The sequence below is a fragment of the Micromonospora profundi genome, from assembly GCF_011927785.1.
Lineage (GTDB): Bacteria > Actinomycetota > Actinomycetes > Mycobacteriales > Micromonosporaceae > Micromonospora > Micromonospora profundi.
Genome location: NZ_JAATJK010000001.1, coordinates 2,691,772 through 2,708,093, shown reverse-complemented (window position 1 = coordinate 2,708,093; position 16,322 = coordinate 2,691,772). Strand labels below are relative to the sequence as shown.

12 protein-coding genes are annotated in these 16,322 nt (G+C 70.7%); 6 read left to right on the top strand and 6 right to left on the bottom strand.

Annotation, left to right across the window (positions count from 1 at the left end):
- The first annotated feature begins 24 nt into the window (after positions 1 to 24).
- The 4 genes from F4558_RS11995 to F4558_RS11980 all read left to right on the top strand — a co-directional run bounded on the left by F4558_RS11995 (position 25) and on the right by F4558_RS11980 (position 6,125).
- Entirely contained in the window at positions 25 to 1,662 is a 1,638-nt protein-coding gene (locus tag F4558_RS11995; protein WP_053653779.1) for an ABC transporter substrate-binding protein, read from the top strand.
- 109 nt (positions 1,663 to 1,771) lie between these two features.
- Positions 1,772 to 3,313, top strand: a complete 1,542-nt coding sequence (locus F4558_RS11990) for a GH39 family glycosyl hydrolase (RefSeq protein WP_167944048.1) — start codon at positions 1,772 to 1,774, stop codon at positions 3,311 to 3,313.
- Positions 3,310 to 3,996 carry a DUF624 domain-containing protein gene (locus F4558_RS11985; RefSeq protein WP_167944047.1) on the top strand — a complete coding sequence of 229 codons (687 nt, stop codon included), beginning with the start codon at positions 3,310 to 3,312 and terminating at the stop codon, positions 3,994 to 3,996. Before F4558_RS11990 ends, F4558_RS11985 begins: the two co-directional genes overlap by 4 nt.
- A 32-nt stretch (positions 3,997 to 4,028) precedes the next feature.
- Positions 4,029 to 6,125, top strand: coding sequence for an alpha-glucuronidase (locus tag F4558_RS11980; protein WP_167947396.1), 2,097 nt, complete (start codon positions 4,029 to 4,031; stop codon positions 6,123 to 6,125).
- 13 nt (positions 6,126 to 6,138) lie between these two features.
- Here F4558_RS11980 and manD read toward each other — a convergent pair whose 3' ends face one another.
- On the bottom strand, positions 6,139 to 7,347 hold the full coding sequence (gene manD, locus F4558_RS11975) for a D-mannonate dehydratase ManD (protein ID WP_167944046.1): 1,209 nt from the start codon (positions 7,345 to 7,347) through the stop codon (positions 6,139 to 6,141).
- A 315-nt stretch (positions 7,348 to 7,662) separates the two neighbouring features.
- Here manD and F4558_RS11970 point away from each other — a divergent pair, with 315 nt between their 5' ends.
- Positions 7,663 to 9,039 (top strand): extracellular catalytic domain type 1 short-chain-length polyhydroxyalkanoate depolymerase, encoded by a 1,377-nt coding sequence (locus F4558_RS11970; protein WP_167944045.1) that lies wholly within the window; start codon positions 7,663 to 7,665, stop codon positions 9,037 to 9,039.
- 42 nt (positions 9,040 to 9,081) lie between these two features.
- Entirely contained in the window at positions 9,082 to 10,491 is a 1,410-nt protein-coding gene (locus tag F4558_RS11965; protein WP_053653789.1) for a glycoside hydrolase family 10 protein, read from the top strand.
- 53 nt (positions 10,492 to 10,544) lie between these two features.
- On the opposite strand, the gene F4558_RS11960 is transcribed toward F4558_RS11965, so the two are convergent.
- The 5 genes from F4558_RS11960 to F4558_RS11940 are packed head-to-tail and all read right to left on the bottom strand — an operon-like array spanning position 10,545 to position 16,259.
- Positions 10,545 to 12,014 (bottom strand): hypothetical protein, encoded by a 1,470-nt coding sequence (locus F4558_RS11960; protein ID WP_167944044.1) that lies wholly within the window; start codon positions 12,012 to 12,014, stop codon positions 10,545 to 10,547.
- Positions 12,015 to 12,031: 17 nt separating this feature from the next.
- Positions 12,032 to 12,616 carry a hypothetical protein gene (locus F4558_RS11955; protein ID WP_167944043.1) on the bottom strand — a complete coding sequence of 195 codons (585 nt, stop codon included), beginning with the start codon at positions 12,614 to 12,616 and terminating at the stop codon, positions 12,032 to 12,034.
- Between the two features lie 46 nt (positions 12,617 to 12,662).
- Positions 12,663 to 13,184 carry a hypothetical protein gene (locus tag F4558_RS11950; RefSeq protein WP_053653794.1) on the bottom strand — a complete coding sequence of 174 codons (522 nt, stop codon included), beginning with the start codon at positions 13,182 to 13,184 and terminating at the stop codon, positions 12,663 to 12,665.
- Positions 13,181 to 13,465 carry a hypothetical protein gene (locus tag F4558_RS11945; protein WP_053653796.1) on the bottom strand — a complete coding sequence of 95 codons (285 nt, stop codon included), beginning with the start codon at positions 13,463 to 13,465 and terminating at the stop codon, positions 13,181 to 13,183. Before F4558_RS11945 ends, F4558_RS11950 begins: the two co-directional genes overlap by 4 nt.
- 46 nt (positions 13,466 to 13,511) lie before the next feature.
- The gene (locus F4558_RS11940) at positions 13,512 to 16,259 is read right to left on the bottom strand and encodes an AAA family ATPase (RefSeq protein ID WP_167944042.1); all 2,748 of its coding nucleotides are present in this window, start codon (positions 16,257 to 16,259) and stop codon (positions 13,512 to 13,514) included.
- Positions 16,260 to 16,322: the final 63 nt, after the last annotated feature.

The following is a 16,322-nucleotide window of genomic DNA, read 5'->3' as shown; positions in this document are numbered from 1 at the left end:
ACCCCACCACCGAAAGGACCAGCCATGCTCCACCAGACGTGGCGCCGCGTGGCGTTAGCCACCGCGGGTCTGCTCGCGCTCAGCCTGACCACCGCATGCTCCGAGGACCCCGGCGAGTCGACGGACCTCTCGGAGAACCGTGCCGGTGCGATGGCGAACTACGGTGTCGGCGACCAGTTCAAGGCCACCGAGGCGCTCTCCTTCTCGACCCTCTACAACAACCACACGTTCTATCCGCTCAAGGAAGACTGGCTGTTCTGGTCGGAGTTGACCAAGCGGACCAACGTCAAGATCGATCCGGTCGCCGTACCGCTGAGCGACTACGAGCAGAAGCGCAGCCTGCTCATCGGCGCTGGGGACGCGCCACTGATCATTCCCAAGACGTACCACCCGCAGGAGGACCCGTTCGTGTCCTCCGGGGCGATCCTTCCGGTGAGCGACTACCTGGATCTGATGCCCAACCTCAAGGACAAGATCGCCAAGTGGAACCTGAAGCCGGAGATCGACAACCTGCGGCAGTCCGACGGCAAGTTCTACCTGCTGCCGGGCCTCCACGAGAAGCCCACGCAGGACTACACGGTGCTGGTGCGCACCGACATCATGGAGGAGCTGAACCTCCCGGTCCCGAAGACCTGGGACGACCTGTACACGGTGCTCAAGGCGATGAAGGCGAAGTACCCGAACGTCTACCCGTACTCCGACCTGTTCAGTAAGCCCACACCGACCGGCGCCCTGCTGAACATCCTCAGCGCGTCCTTCGGCACGCGGGCCGGTTGGGACTACCAGCACGCCACCTGGGACCCGGCGGCGAAGAAGTTCACCTACACCGGCGGGTCCGAGCAGTACAAGCAGATGCTCACGTACCTGCACAAGCTCGTCGCCGAGGGCCTGCTCGACCCGGAGAGCTTCACCCAGACCGACGACCAGGCCCGCCAGAAGCTCGCCAACGGCAAGTCCTTCGTGGTCACCGGCAACGCACAGACGCTTGTCAACAACCACCGGCCCGACCTGGCCAAGACCCTGCCGAACGCGAAGATGGCCAAGATTCCACTGCCGGTCGGGCCAGCCGGCGAGATCAACCCCTTCTCCCGCCTGGAGAACGGCATCATGATCTCCACGAAGGCCCGGGAGAGCAAGAACTTCGTGGCAATGATGCAGTTCATCGACTGGCTGTGGTATTCGGACGCCGGCCTGGAGTTCGCCCGCTGGGGCGTCGAGGGCACCACGTTCACCAAGGACGCGTCCGGGAAGCGCACGCTCAACCCCGGCGTCGACTTCCTCGGCCTCAACCCGAAGGCGCCCAAGCACCTGCAGAAGGACTTCGGCTTCCAGAACGGCGTCTTCGCCTACGGCGGCAGCCCCGACCTGGTCCGCGGGTTCTTCTCCCCGGAGGAGTTGGAGTTCCAGAAGGTGATGGACGCGCGCACCCCCAGGGAGGTGGCCCCGCCCGCTCCGCTGACCGATGAGGAGCGCGAGCAGGTGTCGCTCTGGGAGACGCCGCTGAAGGACTTCGTCTCGCAGAACACGCTGAAGTTCGCCCTGGGTCAGCGGCCGCTGAGCGAGTGGGACGCGTACGTGGCCGAGCTGAAGGCCAAGAACGCCGACCAGTACATCGACACGGTCAACAAGGCGTACGAGCGGTTCCAGAAGAAAAACGGCTGACCAGCGGGGAGTCCGGTCGGGCGGCTGATCGCGGCCCGACCGGGCATCCCGGCGACCACGGCCGGCGCGGTGCGCGTCACCCGCCCGGCAGGACGACCAGAGGACAGCGATGCGCATCACCGTTCCCGACCAGCCCGCCGGCCGGCTCACGGACGCCTGGCGACGCTGCGTCGGCACCGGCCGTTTCGAGCTGGCCCTGCGTCGCGACTACCAGGACTCGCTGGCCCTCGTCCAGGCCGACATCGGGTTCCGGCACATCCGTGGGCACGGTCTGCTCAGCGACGGCGTCGGCGTGCACCGCCCGTACGAGCACGACGGCAAGCGTCGCGTGCACCACTCCTTCACGTACGTCGACCAGGTCGTCGACGCGTACCTCGACCTGGGCATCCGGCCGTTCGTGGAGCTCGGGTTCATGCCGTCGGGCCTCGCCTCCGGCGACCAGACAGTGTTCTGGTGGAAGGGCAACGTCACGCCACCCGCGTCCCTGTCCGAGTGGGCCGACCTGGTCCGCGCCACAGTGGCACACCTGGTCGACAGGTACGGCCTCAACGAGGTGCGCGGCTGGCCCATCGAGGTGTGGAACGAGCCGAACCTGGAGCCGTTCTGGCAGGGCGCGGACCGCGACGCCTACCACCGCCTGTACGAGGCCAGCGCGCACGCCGTCAAGGACGTCGACGCGTCGTTGCAGGTCGGCGGGCCGGCGATCTCCCCGGGCGCTGACGACTGGCTGGCGTCGTTCGCCGAGTTCGTCACCGACAGGCAGGTGCCCGTCGACTTCGTCAGCAGGCACGCGTACACCTCCGGGCCGGCCCAGCACGTGCCGTTCGGCACTCACCAGACCCTCGCCCCGGCGGCGGACCTGCTGACCCAGTTCGCCGCTCCGCGCCAGCACCTTGCCGGCACCCCGTTGGCGGACCTGCCGGTGCACATCACCGAGTTCAACTCGTCCTACCGACCGGACAACCCGATCCACGACACCGCTTTCCACGCCGCGTACCTGGCACCCGTGCTCGCCACCGGCGGCGACCTTGTCGACTCGTTCTCGTACTGGACGTTCAGCGACGTGTTCGAGGAGGTGGGGGTGCCGACCGCGCTGTTCCACGGCGGGTTCGGCCTGCTCACCCACCGCCAGATCAAGAAACCCACCTACCACCTGTACGCGTTCATGGCCCGCCTCGGCGGCGACGTGCTCGCCCGCGGCGACGACCACCTGGTCACCCGGCACCGCGACGGGCGGATCGCCGTGCTGGCGTGGGCGCCCGTGGACGTCACAGGCCGGTCACCGGCACCCGACCGGCACCCGCTGGCGCTGTCCATCCCACTCGGCCCGCCCGGAACGACGTCGGCGTTCCTGCTGCGCTCGTCGGTAGGCGAGGAGGCTGGCAACGCATGGGCGGCGTGGACCGAGATGGGTTGTCCCCGCTCGCCGTCCCTACGGCAGCTCCACGCCCTGCGGGAGGCGGCCGAGCCGGCGCGTACGCACCGCGCGCTGCCGGTCGCCGCCGGCCGGGTCGAGGTGGACCTCACCCTCGGCCGGCACGAGGTCACCCTCCTCGAACTCAGCGCGGTCGAGGACGAGACCCCACAGTGGTGGAACGCCGACCGTCTGCTCGGGCACCCGGTCGCGGCCGACCGGAAGGAGCAGCAGTGAGCAGCACACAAGCCCTGCGACAGTTCGGCGACGGGCCACTGTCGCGGATCACCTCCCGCGTCTACATCCTGCTCGTCGTCGAGTTGCTGTTCCTGCTCACCACACTGCCCGGCCTGCTGCCGTTGGTGCTGCTGGGCCGCGACCCCAGCAACCTGCCGCTGGTGGCGGCCCTCCTGGTGCCTGTCGGTCCCGCCCTCTCGGCAGCCCTGTACGCCCTGCGCCACCAGCGCTGCGACCTGACCGACCTGCGACCCGCAGCGCTGTTCTGGCGCGGCTACCGGGCCAACCTGCGTGCCGTGCTGCGCGTCTGGGTGCCGACGCTGCTGTGGCTGACAGTGCTCGCCGTGAACCTCTCCTACCGGGACGCGGTAGGCCTGGCCACCTGGTGGACGGTGCCGCTGCTCCTGATCGGTGCGGCGGTGACGCTCTGCGCGGCGAACGCCCTGGTGATCACCTCGCTGTTCGACTTCCGCACCCGCGACGTGCTCCGGTTGGCAGTGCACTTCCTCGTGCGTACCCCCGGGGTTGCCGTCGGCAACGCCCTGCTGGTGGCCGCGGCGGCCGGGATCACAGCGGTCTTCTCCGAGGTGGTCCTCGCGATGCTGGGGTCGATCGCGGCCCTGGCGCTGCTGCGCGTCGGCGACCCGATGGTCCGGATGATCCGTGAGGAGTTCACACCGTGAGCACGCCGGAGTTCGTGGACGTGGAGGGGCCGATGTTCGTGGCGGATCCGTTTGACGTCGAGGAACCACAGGTGCACGCCGCCTGGCTGCCGCCGGAGGCGTTCCGGTCGCTGGGCGCGCGCCGCGTTCTCGTGCACGGCGACGGGCCGCTCGTCGACACCGTCCTCGACGAGGTGGCCCGCGCCTGCGCACGCTACGGCGGGCGGATGTGGCACTCACCGTCCTGGGACGTCGACGTCGACCTGGTGCTGACGTTGCGCCGGGCGGACGCGCTGCAGAGTTCGACGGCACGGGCGGCGCGGGCGGCGGGCGAGGCGGCGCTGATCGACGACGGCCGGACGCTCGGCGACGAAGGATTCCTGCTGGCGCGGGCCGGCGACGTGACTGTCGTGCTGGCCGACGCTCCCGCCGGCCTGCTGTACGGGCTGTTCCACGTGGTCCGGCTCTGCGCGGCGGCGTTCGATCCGGCCCGCCCACCGGAGCTGCACCGGCCCGCACTGCGCCGCCGGATGCTGAACCACTGGGACAACGTGGCGGTGCACCCGGTGATGGGCCAGGTCGAGCGGGGATACGCGGGCGGCTCGATCTTCTGGCGCGACGGCCGTCCGCGCGGCGACCTGGCCCGACTGCGGGCGTACGGGCGGCTGCTGGCGGCCAGCGGGATCAACGCGATATCGGTGAACAACGTCAACGTGGCACGGGCCGAGGCGCGGCTGCTCACCGACCGGCTCGGCGACGTCGCCGAGATCGCTGACGTCCTGCGCCTGTACGGCATCCGGGTGCACCTGTCGGTCACCTTCGCCGCGCCGGTGGCCCTCGGCGGCCTGAGCACCGCGGACCCGGCCGACGAGGCGGTGCGGGCGTGGTGGGCCGCCACGACCCGGGCGGTGTACGAGCGCATCCCCGATTTCGGCGGCTACGTGGTGAAGGCGGACTCCGAGGGGCAACCCGGCCCGTTCACCTACGGCCGTGACCACGCCGACGGGGCGAACCTGCTCGCCGAGGCTCTCGCCCCGCACGGGGGAGTGGTGCACTGGCGGGCGTTCGTCTACGACCACCACCAGGACTGGCGGGACCGGTCCACCGACCGGGCGCGCGCCGCCTACGACCACTTCACGCCGCTCGACGGGCGGTTCCGCACCAACGTCGTCCTCCAGGTGAAGTTCGGCCCGGTGGACTTCCAGGTGCGCGAGCCCGTCTCACCGGTGCTCGCCGCGCTGCCCGCCACGCGGGTCGCCGTGGAGTTCCAGGTCACCCAGGAGTACACGGGCCAGCAGCGGCACATCTGTCACCTCGGCCCGTGGTGGAGCGAGGTGCTGCGGTTCGCGCCGTGGGGGCCCGGCGGGCGGACGATCGCCGACGTGGCCACCGGCGAGAAGGGGGAGGGCGGCGGCCTGGTCGCCGTTGCCAACACCGGCGACGACCCGTTCTGGACCGGGCATCCGTTGGCACAGGCCAACCTGTACACGTTCGGTCGGCTCGCCTGGGATCCCCGGCTCGATCCCCGGGCCGTCCTCGACGAGTGGATGACGCTTACCTTCCCGCCGTCGGCGACCGCCGACCCGGAGCTGGTGCGGCGGACCCTGCACGAGATCATGGACGACTCCTGGCGCACCTACGAGCGGTACACCGCCCCGCTGGGCGTCGGTTTCATGGTCCACCCGGGTGACCACTACGGCCCCGACGTCGACGGGTACGAGTATTCGCGGTGGGGCACCTACCACTTCGCCGACCGTGACGGTGTCGGCGTGGACCGCAGCCGGGCGTCCGGCACCGGCTTCGCAGGCCAGTACCCGCCGTACTGGGCGGACGTGTACGAGTCGCCCGAGCGTTGCCCGGACGAGCTGCTGCTGTTCTTCCACCACGTGTCGTACACCCACGTGCTGCACAGCGGATCGACGGTCATCCAGCACATCTACGACACCCACTTCGCGGGGGTCGAGGAGGTGGAGGCGATGCGGCGGCGCTGGCAGACGCTGAACGGGATGATCGACCCGGCCGTGTACGTGCGGGTGGCCGAGCGCCTCGACGAGCAGGTGCGTTCGGCAATCGAGTGGCGCGATCAGATCAACACGTACTTCCTGCGCAAGTCGGGGGTGCCGGACGCGCACGGCCGGCGCATCTACTGACCCCGCTGCCCGCTCACCAGGGGTGCACGGTGCCGTCCTCCAGCCGGTTCACCGGCAGGTACGCCGGGGCGTACGGGTAGCGGGCCGCCGCCTCCTCGTCGATGTCCACCCCGAGACCCGGGGTCTCGGCGGGGTGCAGGTAGCCGTCGGCGTAGTGGTAGCCGTGGGGGAACACCTCGTCGGTCTCGGCCGTGTGCCGCATGTACTCCTGGAGGCCGAAGTTGGGGATCGAGATGTCGAGGTGGAGCGCGGCGGCCATGCAGACCGGCGAGAGGTCGGTGGCGCCGTGCGAGCCGCTGCGTACGTGGTGCAGCGCCGCCAGGTCGAAGATGCGACGCAGGTGGGTGATCCCGCCGGCGTGCACGACTGTGGCCCGGATGTAGTCGATGAGCTGTTCCCGGATGAGCTGGGCGGCGTCGTGGATGCTGTTGAAGACCTCGCCCACGGCGATCGGCGTGGTCGTGTGCTGCCGGATCAGCCGGAAGCCCTCCTGGAGGTCGGCCGGGACCGGGTCCTCCATCCAGGTCAGCGCGTACGGCTCCAGGCTGCGGCCGAGCCGGGCCGCCTCGATCGGGGTGAGCCGGTGGTGCACGTCGTGCAGCAGCCGCAGGGTGGGGCCGAACTCGTCGCGGACACGGGCGAACACCGTCGGCACGTGCGTCAGGTAGCGGGCCGTGGACCAGGTCGCCTCGCTGGGCAGCGCCGCGTCGGCCGGCTCGTAGAAGAGCTTGTCGGCGCTGACCCCGTACGTCTTGGGTAGGCCCGGCACGCCGCACTGGACCCGCACCGCCCGGTAGCCGAGGTCGAGGTAGCGGGCAACCTCCACCAGCACCTCCTCGACGGACTCGCCGTTGGCGTGGCCATACACCGTGACGCCCTCGCGGGACCGGCCACCCAGCAGTTGGTAGACCGGGAGGCCGGCGACCTTGCCCTTGATGTCCCACAGGGCGGTGTCCACCGCCGCGATCGCGCTCATGGTGACCGGGCCGCGCCTCCAGTACGCGCCCTGGTACAGGTACTGCCAGGTGTCCTCGATCCGCGCCGGGTCCCGGCCGATCAGCAGCGGTGCCACGTGGTCGCGCAGGTACGACGCGACGGCCAGTTCCCGGCCGTTGAGGGTGGCGTCTCCGACGCCGGTGACGCCCTCATCCGTGACGATCTTGAGGGTGACGAAGTTTCGGCCCGGACAGGTCACGATGACCCGGGCGTCGACGATCTTCACTCGATCTCCTTCGGGCCCACGGGTCGGCTGTGGACGCCGCAGGGGGTGGCGCGAGGGGCGGGGAGAAGCGCGATGTGCTTATCGGGAACCTCCCGATAATAGCCCGCCGCCTGTCGACGATGGCCAATGCAGCGACGCCGCCTTCGTACGCAGGTCGCCCGCAATCCGTTGCACCGAAAGGTTTCCGGAATCCTTGACAATCGAGTGCGCTCGATTGAAGCTGACTTGGTCACGCGAGCCGCGGTCATGGTCGGGCGAAGGGCAGTCCTCGACTAACCCCCCTTCCATGCGTCATTTCCCGAGGAATCGCGAACGATGACACTGAAGACAAGGATGCTCGGCGTCGTCATGGCGGTCGTGACACTGGCCGCAGCCGCTCTGACGTTCGCCGCCCCCGCGTCCGCGGCGACGCTCACCCAGGTGACCGGCTTCGGCACCAACCCCACAAACCTCCAGATGCACCTGTACGTCCCGGACCGGGTGGCGTCCCGACCGGCGGTCCTGCTGGCCCTGCACTACTGCACGGGAACAGGCCCGGCGTTCCACTCCGGCACCCAGTACGCGTCACTCGCCGACAGGTACGGGTTCATCGTGATCTACCCGTCCGCGACCCGCAGCAGCAAGTGCTGGGACGTGGCCTCGCCGCAGGCGCTGCGTCGAGGCGGCGGCAGCGACCCGGTCGGGCTGATGTCGATGGTCGACTACGTGCGGCAGCGCTACGCCGCCGACCCGGCCCGGATCTTCGTCACCGGCACGTCGTCGGGCGCGATGATGACCAACGTCATGCTCGGCGACTACCCCGACGTGTTCGCGGCGGGCGCGTCCTTCGCCGGGGTGCCCTTCGGCTGCTTCGCCACCGGCGGCAGTTCGGAGTGGAACAGCGAGTGCGCCAACGGCCAGCTCATCAGGACTCCGCAGCAGTGGGGGGACCTGGTACGCGGGGCGTACCCCGGCTACACCGGGCCGCGACCACGGATGCAGATCTGGCACGGCACAAACGACGAGACTCTGCGCTACCCGAACTTCGGTGAGCAGGTCAAGCAGTGGACGAACGTGCACGGGCTGAGCCAGACCCCGACGTACACCGACTCGCCGCAGTCCGGTTACACAAGGACCCGGTACGGCAGCAGCGGGCCGATGGCGCCGGTCGAGGCGATAAGCATGCAGGGCGTCTCGCACAACCTGCCTGTCGACGCCGCCCAGGTGATCCGCTTCTTCGGCCTGGACGGAACCACGACGCCGCCTCCGACGACGCCGCCCCCGACCACCCCGCCTCCGACCACCCCGCCTCCGACGACGCCACCCCCGACCACGCCGCCTCCGACCACGCCTCCGCCGACCACGCCGCCCCCGACCACGCCGCCGCCATCGGAAGGCTCCTGTCGGGTCGGCTACACGGTAAACGCCTGGAACAGCGGTCTCACCGCCAGCGTGACCATCACCAACACCGGGACCGCAGCGGTGAACGGATGGGCGTTGACCTTCACGCTGCCCGCCGGCCAAGCCATCACCAACGGCTGGAACGCGCAGTACACCCCGACCAGCGGAGCCGTGACCGCCCGCAACGTCTCCTACAACGCCACCATCGCGCCGAACACCTCGGTCGACATCGGCTTCCAGGCCACCCACAACGGCGGCACCGGCAAGCCCACGTCCTTCGCCCTCAACGGGGCGACCTGTTCGGTCTCCTGACCCACCTCTCCCACACCACCAGCACAGAAACGGAGTGGCACGATGAGAAAACCGAAATGGAGGGCGGCAACGAAGGCCGCCCTCGCGCTTACCGGCGCGGGCGCCCTCGCCGCCAGCATGGCGATGATCCTGCCCGGCACGGCGAGCGCGGGCACCACGTTGGGTGCCTCCGCCGCCGAGAAGGGCCGGTACTTCGGTACGGCGGTGGCCGCCAACCGGCTCTCCGACGGCGCGTACACGACGATCCTCAATCGTGAGTTCAACTCGGTGACGCCCGAGAACGAGATGAAGATCGACGCGACTGAGCCGCAGCAGGGTCAGTTCAACTTCACAAACGCCGACCGGATCGTCAACCACGCCCGCAGCCAGGGCATGAGCGTGCGTGGGCACACGTTGGCCTGGCACCAGCAGCAGCCGGGCTGGATGTCGAGCATGAGTGGCAGCGCGTTGCGGCAGGCGATGCTCAACCACGTCACCCAGGTGGCGACGTACTACCGGGGCAAGGTGGTGGCCTGGGACGTCGTGAACGAGGCGTTCGCCGACGGCAACTCAGGTGCCCGCCGCGACTCCAACCTCCAGCGCACCGGAAACGACTGGATCGAGGCCGCGTTCCGGGCCGCCCGCGCCGCCGACCCGGGCGCGAAGCTCTGCTACAACGACTACAACACCGACAACTGGACCTGGGCCAAGACCCAGGCCGTCTACAACATGGTGCGCGACTTCAAGTCCCGTGGTGTGCCGATCGACTGCGTGGGCTTCCAGTCGCACTTCAACAACGACTCGCCCTACGTGAGCAACTACCGCACCACGCTGTCGAGTTTCGCGGCGCTCGGTGTGGACGTGCAGATCACCGAGCTGGACATCCAGAACGCTCCGGCGAACACCTACCGGGCAGTGGTCGAGGACTGCCTGGCCGTGCCCCGCTGCAACGGGATCACGGTGTGGGGTATCCGCGACAGTGACTCGTGGCGCTCCGAGCAGAGCCCGCTGCTGTTCACAAGCGGTGGTGCGAAGAAGGCGGCGTACGACGCGGTGCTCGCCGCGCTGAACGCCGGTGGCACCACCCCGCCGCCGACCACTCCGCCGCCGACGACCCCGCCGCCCACCACTCCGCCGCCCACGACCCCGCCGCCCACCACTCCGCCGCCGACGACCCCGCCGCCGACCGGTTCCTGCACCGCGACGGTGTCGGTGAACCAGTGGCAGGGCGGTTTCGTGGCCAACGTCCGGGTGACTGCGGGATCCTCGGCACTCAACTCCTGGGCGACGACGATCACGTTGCCGTCGGGCGCCGCGGTCACCAACGCCTGGAGCGCCAACCGCAGTGGTAACAGCGGCACGGTCCGCTTCACGAACGTCGACTACAACAGTCAGGTCGGCGCTGGGCAGACCATCGAGTTCGGCTTCCAGGGCACCGGCACCGCCGGCAACCTGAGCGCGACCTGCGCGTGAGGCTGACGTGACACCGGCCGGTGCGGAGGATCGTCCTCCGCACCGGCCACCGGTCAGCCTTTGCAGATCTTCTTGTCGGGCTGGACGTCAAGCTTGTCGAACACATTGTCGACTCGTCCGATGCCGGCACTTGCCGCGATCGGCCCCGCGTTGAACAGGTCCAGGAACTTGTTGATCACCCTCGCCAGGCCGCCGGGGATTGTGTAACCGACGCCGTAGTCCACGGACAGGCCGAGTTGGGTGCTGCGGCACAGCGCGAGCGGCGCTCCAAGAGCGGAACCGACAGTCAGCCCCGCAGAGGCGGTGACGATCGCGTACAACCCGGCCGTGAGACCGAACATACCGAGGCCGGCCCGGAATGCCGCCTGGTAGTAGATGATGATTCCGTTCACGCCGACCGACGGTCCGCTGATCGAGTCGGTGATGCTGTTGTGGACGGTGAGGTTCCAGGGCTTTGTGACGCCGAACGCGCCGTCGGCGTAACCGAAACCGACGGAGCCCCCCAGCGACCACTCGCCGGCCGCCTTGATGTTGCCGTCCTTGGCGCTGAAGGCCGTCTGTATCCCGATGACCTGGTTGGCGGTGACGGAGAACGGCACACCGAGGATCTCGCCCACCGGGACGCTGAAATCCAGCGGGATCGGGATGCGCTTGTTGATGTTCTGACCTCTGTCGGTTGCCCCCTTGATCTCGATCCGCAGCCCGACCATCCCGCTGACCCGTAGCTCCGCCCTCCGGATCGTGGCGCCGCGAATTTCGAGGTAGAACTGGGCCGTCGGGCTCTTCATCAGCAATGTCGCCAAGCCCACGATGCGGATCCCGCCGCCGTGATAGCTGAAGCGCGCGCCTACCGCGTTCACGCAACAGATCGACGTGACATCGAATCCGCCGATCCGCCGAACGCCCGAGAGGCCCGCAGGGGACATGTCGACACCACTGCCGACCGGTCGCACCCGAAACGTCGAGGAGGACGGCGTCGACGCCGCGGGCACAGCCGCTCCGCCACCCGACCCGCCATCCGCTGCGTCGTACTCGGCCCAGAAGGGCGTGCCAGCGTCGTACCGGACCGGTTTTTCCAGGGAGACCGGGCCGTCACTGGCGAAGGTCCCGTCCCGGATCACGTCGGTGATGTTCACCGGCCCGAGGGTCACCGCCAGGTCGTCGGCGTCGCGGCGCACGTCGAGCACCCGGCCCACCGCCCGCCCGGTGAGGAACATGACCTTCCCCCGGGCGAGCTTGTCGGCGCCACTGGCGCCGGGGTCGATGCGCCAGGTCAACGCGTCCTCGGAGAGCCCGCGCACCGACCCGCCACCGCCGCCCACGAACACCACGTCGGGCTGGTAGGTCACCTTCGGGTCGGGCGCGGGCGCCGCCCCGTACCGCTGGTCCTCAGCGGCGACGCCGGCCGGCGGGCGGGGTGGTTTCGGGCCGGCGTCACCCCGCTGGCAGGCTGCGAGAGGCACCAGGGTCACGGTGAGCAGCACGGCCACCGCCCGGCGGCGCCGCGACCCCGGTGCCACCACGTCGCCTCCTCCGCCGTTCAAAGGCGGCCGACGGCCGTGCGCGCCGCGGTCTCCAGAGCCGTGCGGTACGTCGCCGGGTCCTCGCTGCGGACCAGCCGGATGCAGGCCCACACCCCGCCCTTGCTGACGAAGACCGTGCCGTCCTCGGCGTACGCCTCATCGCCCGCACCGCTGATCGCAGTGAACTTGTGCCCGAGTTCGCGGTCGATGTCGAGGAACTTCTTCGCACCGTCACCGACGTACACCTCGACCTGCGCGGTCGGGCCGTTCGGCGCCCCCGTGTAGGTGCAGGTGTCCCGATCCTCCGGCTTCTCCGGCGGGTCCTGAAGGGCAGTGCCCGCCAACTTCTCCGCCTCCCCCTTCGTGACCAGTGCGCAGGCGTCGATCTTTGCCGCGGCCGGCGGCGCCTCCGCCGGCGGCGCCACGGCCGGGTCGTCCTCGGGAGTGGCCGCCACGCTCTCTCCCGCGCCGGCCGCCGGGGTACCACCGTCGTCAGTGCCGCCGAGCATCCCGCAGCCGCCGAGCGCGGTGAGCGTCGACACGGCGGCCACGGCGGCCAGGAGTTGGACACGCCGCCGCGTGCCGGTTCCGAGGTGAGTCATCGTGGCTCCACTTCCTGTCGCGGGGTCGGCCGGTCCTGGCTGTGCATCACAGCGGGAGGGCGTCGAGCACCTTGCGCAGCGTCGGCTCGTACCCGCCGGGGCTGGCACTGATCGCCTGGAAGCTGCTGAGGATCACGGTGTAGCTGCCCTTGTCGCTGACCACGACGGCCTCACCTTCGATGTCCTTCACGGCGAGGTACGCCTTGCGGCCCTTGTTGACGTCCTTCACCTCCCGGTAGACCTCGGTGGCGTTCTTGCGCTGGTAGTCGTAGGTGCTCTCACCGGCGAGCGGCGAGGCGGTGGTGATGGTGAGCGAGGCGACGCCCTTGCCGTCGCCGAACAGGCAGTTGCCCTGGTCCTCCATCGGTTGTCCGACGAGGTCGGAGACCTGGGCCGCGCTGAACGGGCACGCGGGCCGGGACACGTTGGGCAGGTCGGCGCCGCCGTCGACCTCGACGCCGGCCCCGGCGGCGGGATCGGCGTCGCCGGTGTCGTCGGGGCCGCAGGCGACGAGCGGAATCAGCAGCAGCGAGCACCACAGGGGTGCGATCAGTCGGCGCACAGTCATGCTTCCTTCACCTGTCGTGGGAGGTCCGGGTTGGTGGAGCTGAGCTGAGGTGGACGGATCCACCGGGCCGGAATCAGCCGGTCGACCCGCCACGCGCCGTCGGCGGCGGCCGCGGCCACCACCTCCGCGTCGGGGCCCTCGACCAGGGCGATCACGACGTTGTCTGTGGGCAACCGGATGGCGGCGACCAGCCGACAGCCCGGTGTGGTGATCTGCGGTGCGGCCGTGCCCGCCTCGGAGGAGCTGTCGTACTGCTCCAGGACGAACAGGTGATTGGCCATGAGCTGACGCTAGGTCGCGGCGGCCGGCGAGGAATCGGGCGTTTCCCTATGTTTGCGCGTCTGCCCTGGTCATCGCCGCACCCAGCTCGGCGCGCGTGGAGATGCCGAGCTTGCGGTACACGCGGGCCAGATTGGCCTCGACGGTCTTCGGGCTGACGAACAGCTCGTCGGCGATGGCGCGGTTGGTCCGGCCGCGCGCCGCCAGGCGGGCCACCCGCTCCTCGGTGGGGGTGAGGTGCCGGGGTGTCGGCGCGCGACCTCCGACGCGAGCCAGCTCCGCCCGGGCCCGCTCGGCGAACGCCGCAGCGCCGATCGCGCTGAACTCCGCCACCGCCACCTCCAGCGCCTGCCGCGCCGGCAGCTTGCGGCGGCACCGCCGGTACGCCATCCCGGCCACGAACAGGCAGCGGGCACGATCCAGCGGGAGAACATCCGGAGGTACGGCGTTCCGCGCTGCCGTCAACTCCTCGAGCGCCGGCCCGGGGTCACGGCCGGTGGCGCTGTCCAGCAGTACGCGGGCCCGTGCGGTGCCCAGGATCGTCCAGGGCCGCGGCAGCCGGCGGTGCCGGGCGTCCAGCCGGTGCAGCACCGCCGTAGCGCGGTCGAGTTCGCCGGCCCCGACACACGCCTCGATCCAGTCCGGTTCGAAGCGCATCGCGAGCGGCTCCACCAGGCCCTGCGCGTCGATAGTGGCGGCCAGGGCGGTGTACGCGGCGGCGGCCTCCGCCATCCGGCCTGCCGACAGGGCCACGAACCCGGCCAACTGCTGGTGGATGCGCCGGCACCAGTCGTCGTCCAGTTCCTCGGCGAGCCGCAGACCGGACTCGGCCACCCGGGCCGCCTCGGCCAGCCGGCCACGGTGAGCGTCCAGCAGGGCGGCCAGCCAGGTCTCGGCGACCAGACCGCTGCCGAGCTGGTCACCGAGATCCCGTGCGGCGGCGATGTGCCGTTGGGCCTCGTCCCACCGCCCGGCCAGCAACTCGGCCTCACCCAGGTGCGACAGCAACTCGTGTTGCAGGGGCTCGTCGCCGCGGGCCTCGGCCCGACCGAGCATCTGGCGCAGTCGACTGCGGGCACGCTCCGCGTCGTCCATCGACTTCCACCAGATCGCCGGCACCGTGCTCGCCAGCCACGACGGTTTGTCGCCCTCCAGGGCGAGAGCCCGCTCCAACAGGTCGGTGCGCGGCGCCCGCCCGAGGCGTACCTCCTGGAAGAAGAGCAGGACCAGCGCGGCGGCGAGCAGGTCGTGTTCGTCGTCGCGGCCGTCCAACAGCGCGGCGGCGGCCTCGGCGTGCGCCCGTGCCGGCTCGGTGTGGTCGTTGAAGACGGCCAGGTGGGCGTGGATGCGGCCGGCCAGTGCCGAGTCGGGCCGGGCCGCCGCCAGTGCTCGGGTGCCAAACTCCACGGCCGCCTGTCCGGCCTCGCCGGTGGACCAGGCGACGATGGCACGCAGCAGCAGCGACTCGGCGCGCAGGTCACCGGAGAAGTCGGCCGCCACCGCCTCGGCCGCCTGCCGGGCTGCCGGCAGGTCACCGCTGTCGAGCCTGCAGCGGGCCGCGGCGAGCCGCCGCTGGCCCAGCCGTACCCGATCGTCGACGGGAGTGAGCTGGCCGGCGCGGTCGTGCAGGTCGGCGGCGAGGTCGGGCGCTCCCCGGCTGTGCCACCGGTCGGCAGCGGCGGCGAGTGTGTCAGCGACCGCCGGGTCCGGTTCCGTTGTGCACAGCGCCAGGTGCCGGGCCCGCTCGTCCGGATCGGCCACCAGGTCGGCCAGCCTGTGGTGCAGCCGGCGGCGGACGCCCGGCGGGATGCCGGCGCGTACGGCGGCGGCGTGCACCGGGTGGGTGAACCGCACGCCCGTCGGTGTCACGACGACCAGCCCGGCCTCCTCGGGGGCGTCCAGCGCGGTGGCGGGCACCCCCGCCGTCGTCAGGTCGACAAGCGTGGGCACTGTCAGCAGCGCGGCCAGCCGTACCGCGTCACGACTGGCGGGGGACAACCCGGCGACGACGTCCGCGAGCAGGTGATGCATGGACGCGGCCACCGGCAGGTCGTCGCCGGGCGAGGGTTGGCGCGGCAGGCGTTGCATGGCGCGTACGACCTCGATGGTCAGCAGCGGATTGCCGCCGGCCTCCCGCGCCACCCGCACCAGCATGGGTCGGGAGAGCGTGACGCCCAACTGGTCGCGCAGGACGTGGTGCAGCGCGCCGACGTCGAGCGGCGGCAGCTCCACCCGTTCGAGCCGGCTGCCGTCGCGGCCCTCGTCGAGCCCGAGCGGCACGTCCTCGGGATCGCCCCGCCCGCGTCGGCGACTCACCAACACGCTCAGGCCCGCCACGCGCCGCAGCGCGTACCGCAACGCGCGTTCGCTCGGCCGGTCCAGCCAGGGCGCGTCGTCCACGGCCACCAGGACCGCCGGGTGGGCGTCCGGCGCCGTCGCTTCCAGCAGTGAGCGGGTCGCGGCCCCGACCACTCGCACGTCGACGGCCTCCCGGACGTCGCCGGCGAGGAGCACGACCTCGGCTGCGGTCCTCTGTGGCTCGGGCAGCGCGGCGACCCGGTCGGCGAGCGGGCGCAGCAGGTCGGCCAGGGCGGCGTACGGAAGCTCCGCCTCGGCCTCGGTGGGCGCGCAGCTCAGCACCAGCCAACCCGCCTGCCTGGCCTGCGCGACGAGCGCCCGCCAGAGTTCGGATTTGCCGATGCCGGCTGGCCCCTCCACCAGCACCGGCCCGGGGCGGCCCAGCTGCCGCCAGGCCCGGTCGAACACCTCGTCCCGCCCGACGATGGCGTGTCGCATGGGGAAATTCTGGCATCGGGGACAGCCGTCGGGGCATCCCGCCAACGGGTGATCGGGGATGGT

Excerpts from the sequence above, each read along its gene's own strand:
- F4558_RS11965 (WP_053653789.1), top strand. The coding sequence starts at position 9,082 with ATGAGAAAACCGAAATGGAGGGCGGCAACGAAGGCCGCCCTCGCGCTT.
- F4558_RS11980 (WP_167947396.1), top strand. The coding sequence starts at position 4,029 with ATGTTCGTGGCGGATCCGTTTGACGTCGAGGAACCACAGGTGCACGCC.
- F4558_RS11940 (WP_167944042.1), bottom strand. The coding sequence starts at position 16,259 with ATGCGACACGCCATCGTCGGGCGGGACGAGGTGTTCGACCGGGCCTGG.
- F4558_RS11970 (WP_167944045.1), top strand. The coding sequence starts at position 7,663 with ATGACACTGAAGACAAGGATGCTCGGCGTCGTCATGGCGGTCGTGACA.
- F4558_RS11990 (WP_167944048.1), top strand. The coding sequence starts at position 1,772 with ATGCGCATCACCGTTCCCGACCAGCCCGCCGGCCGGCTCACGGACGCC.
- F4558_RS11945 (WP_053653796.1), bottom strand. The coding sequence starts at position 13,465 with ATGGCCAATCACCTGTTCGTCCTGGAGCAGTACGACAGCTCCTCCGAG.
- F4558_RS11950 (WP_053653794.1), bottom strand. The coding sequence starts at position 13,184 with ATGACTGTGCGCCGACTGATCGCACCCCTGTGGTGCTCGCTGCTGCTG.
- F4558_RS11955 (WP_167944043.1), bottom strand. The coding sequence starts at position 12,616 with ATGACTCACCTCGGAACCGGCACGCGGCGGCGTGTCCAACTCCTGGCC.
- F4558_RS11995 (WP_053653779.1), top strand. The coding sequence starts at position 25 with ATGCTCCACCAGACGTGGCGCCGCGTGGCGTTAGCCACCGCGGGTCTG.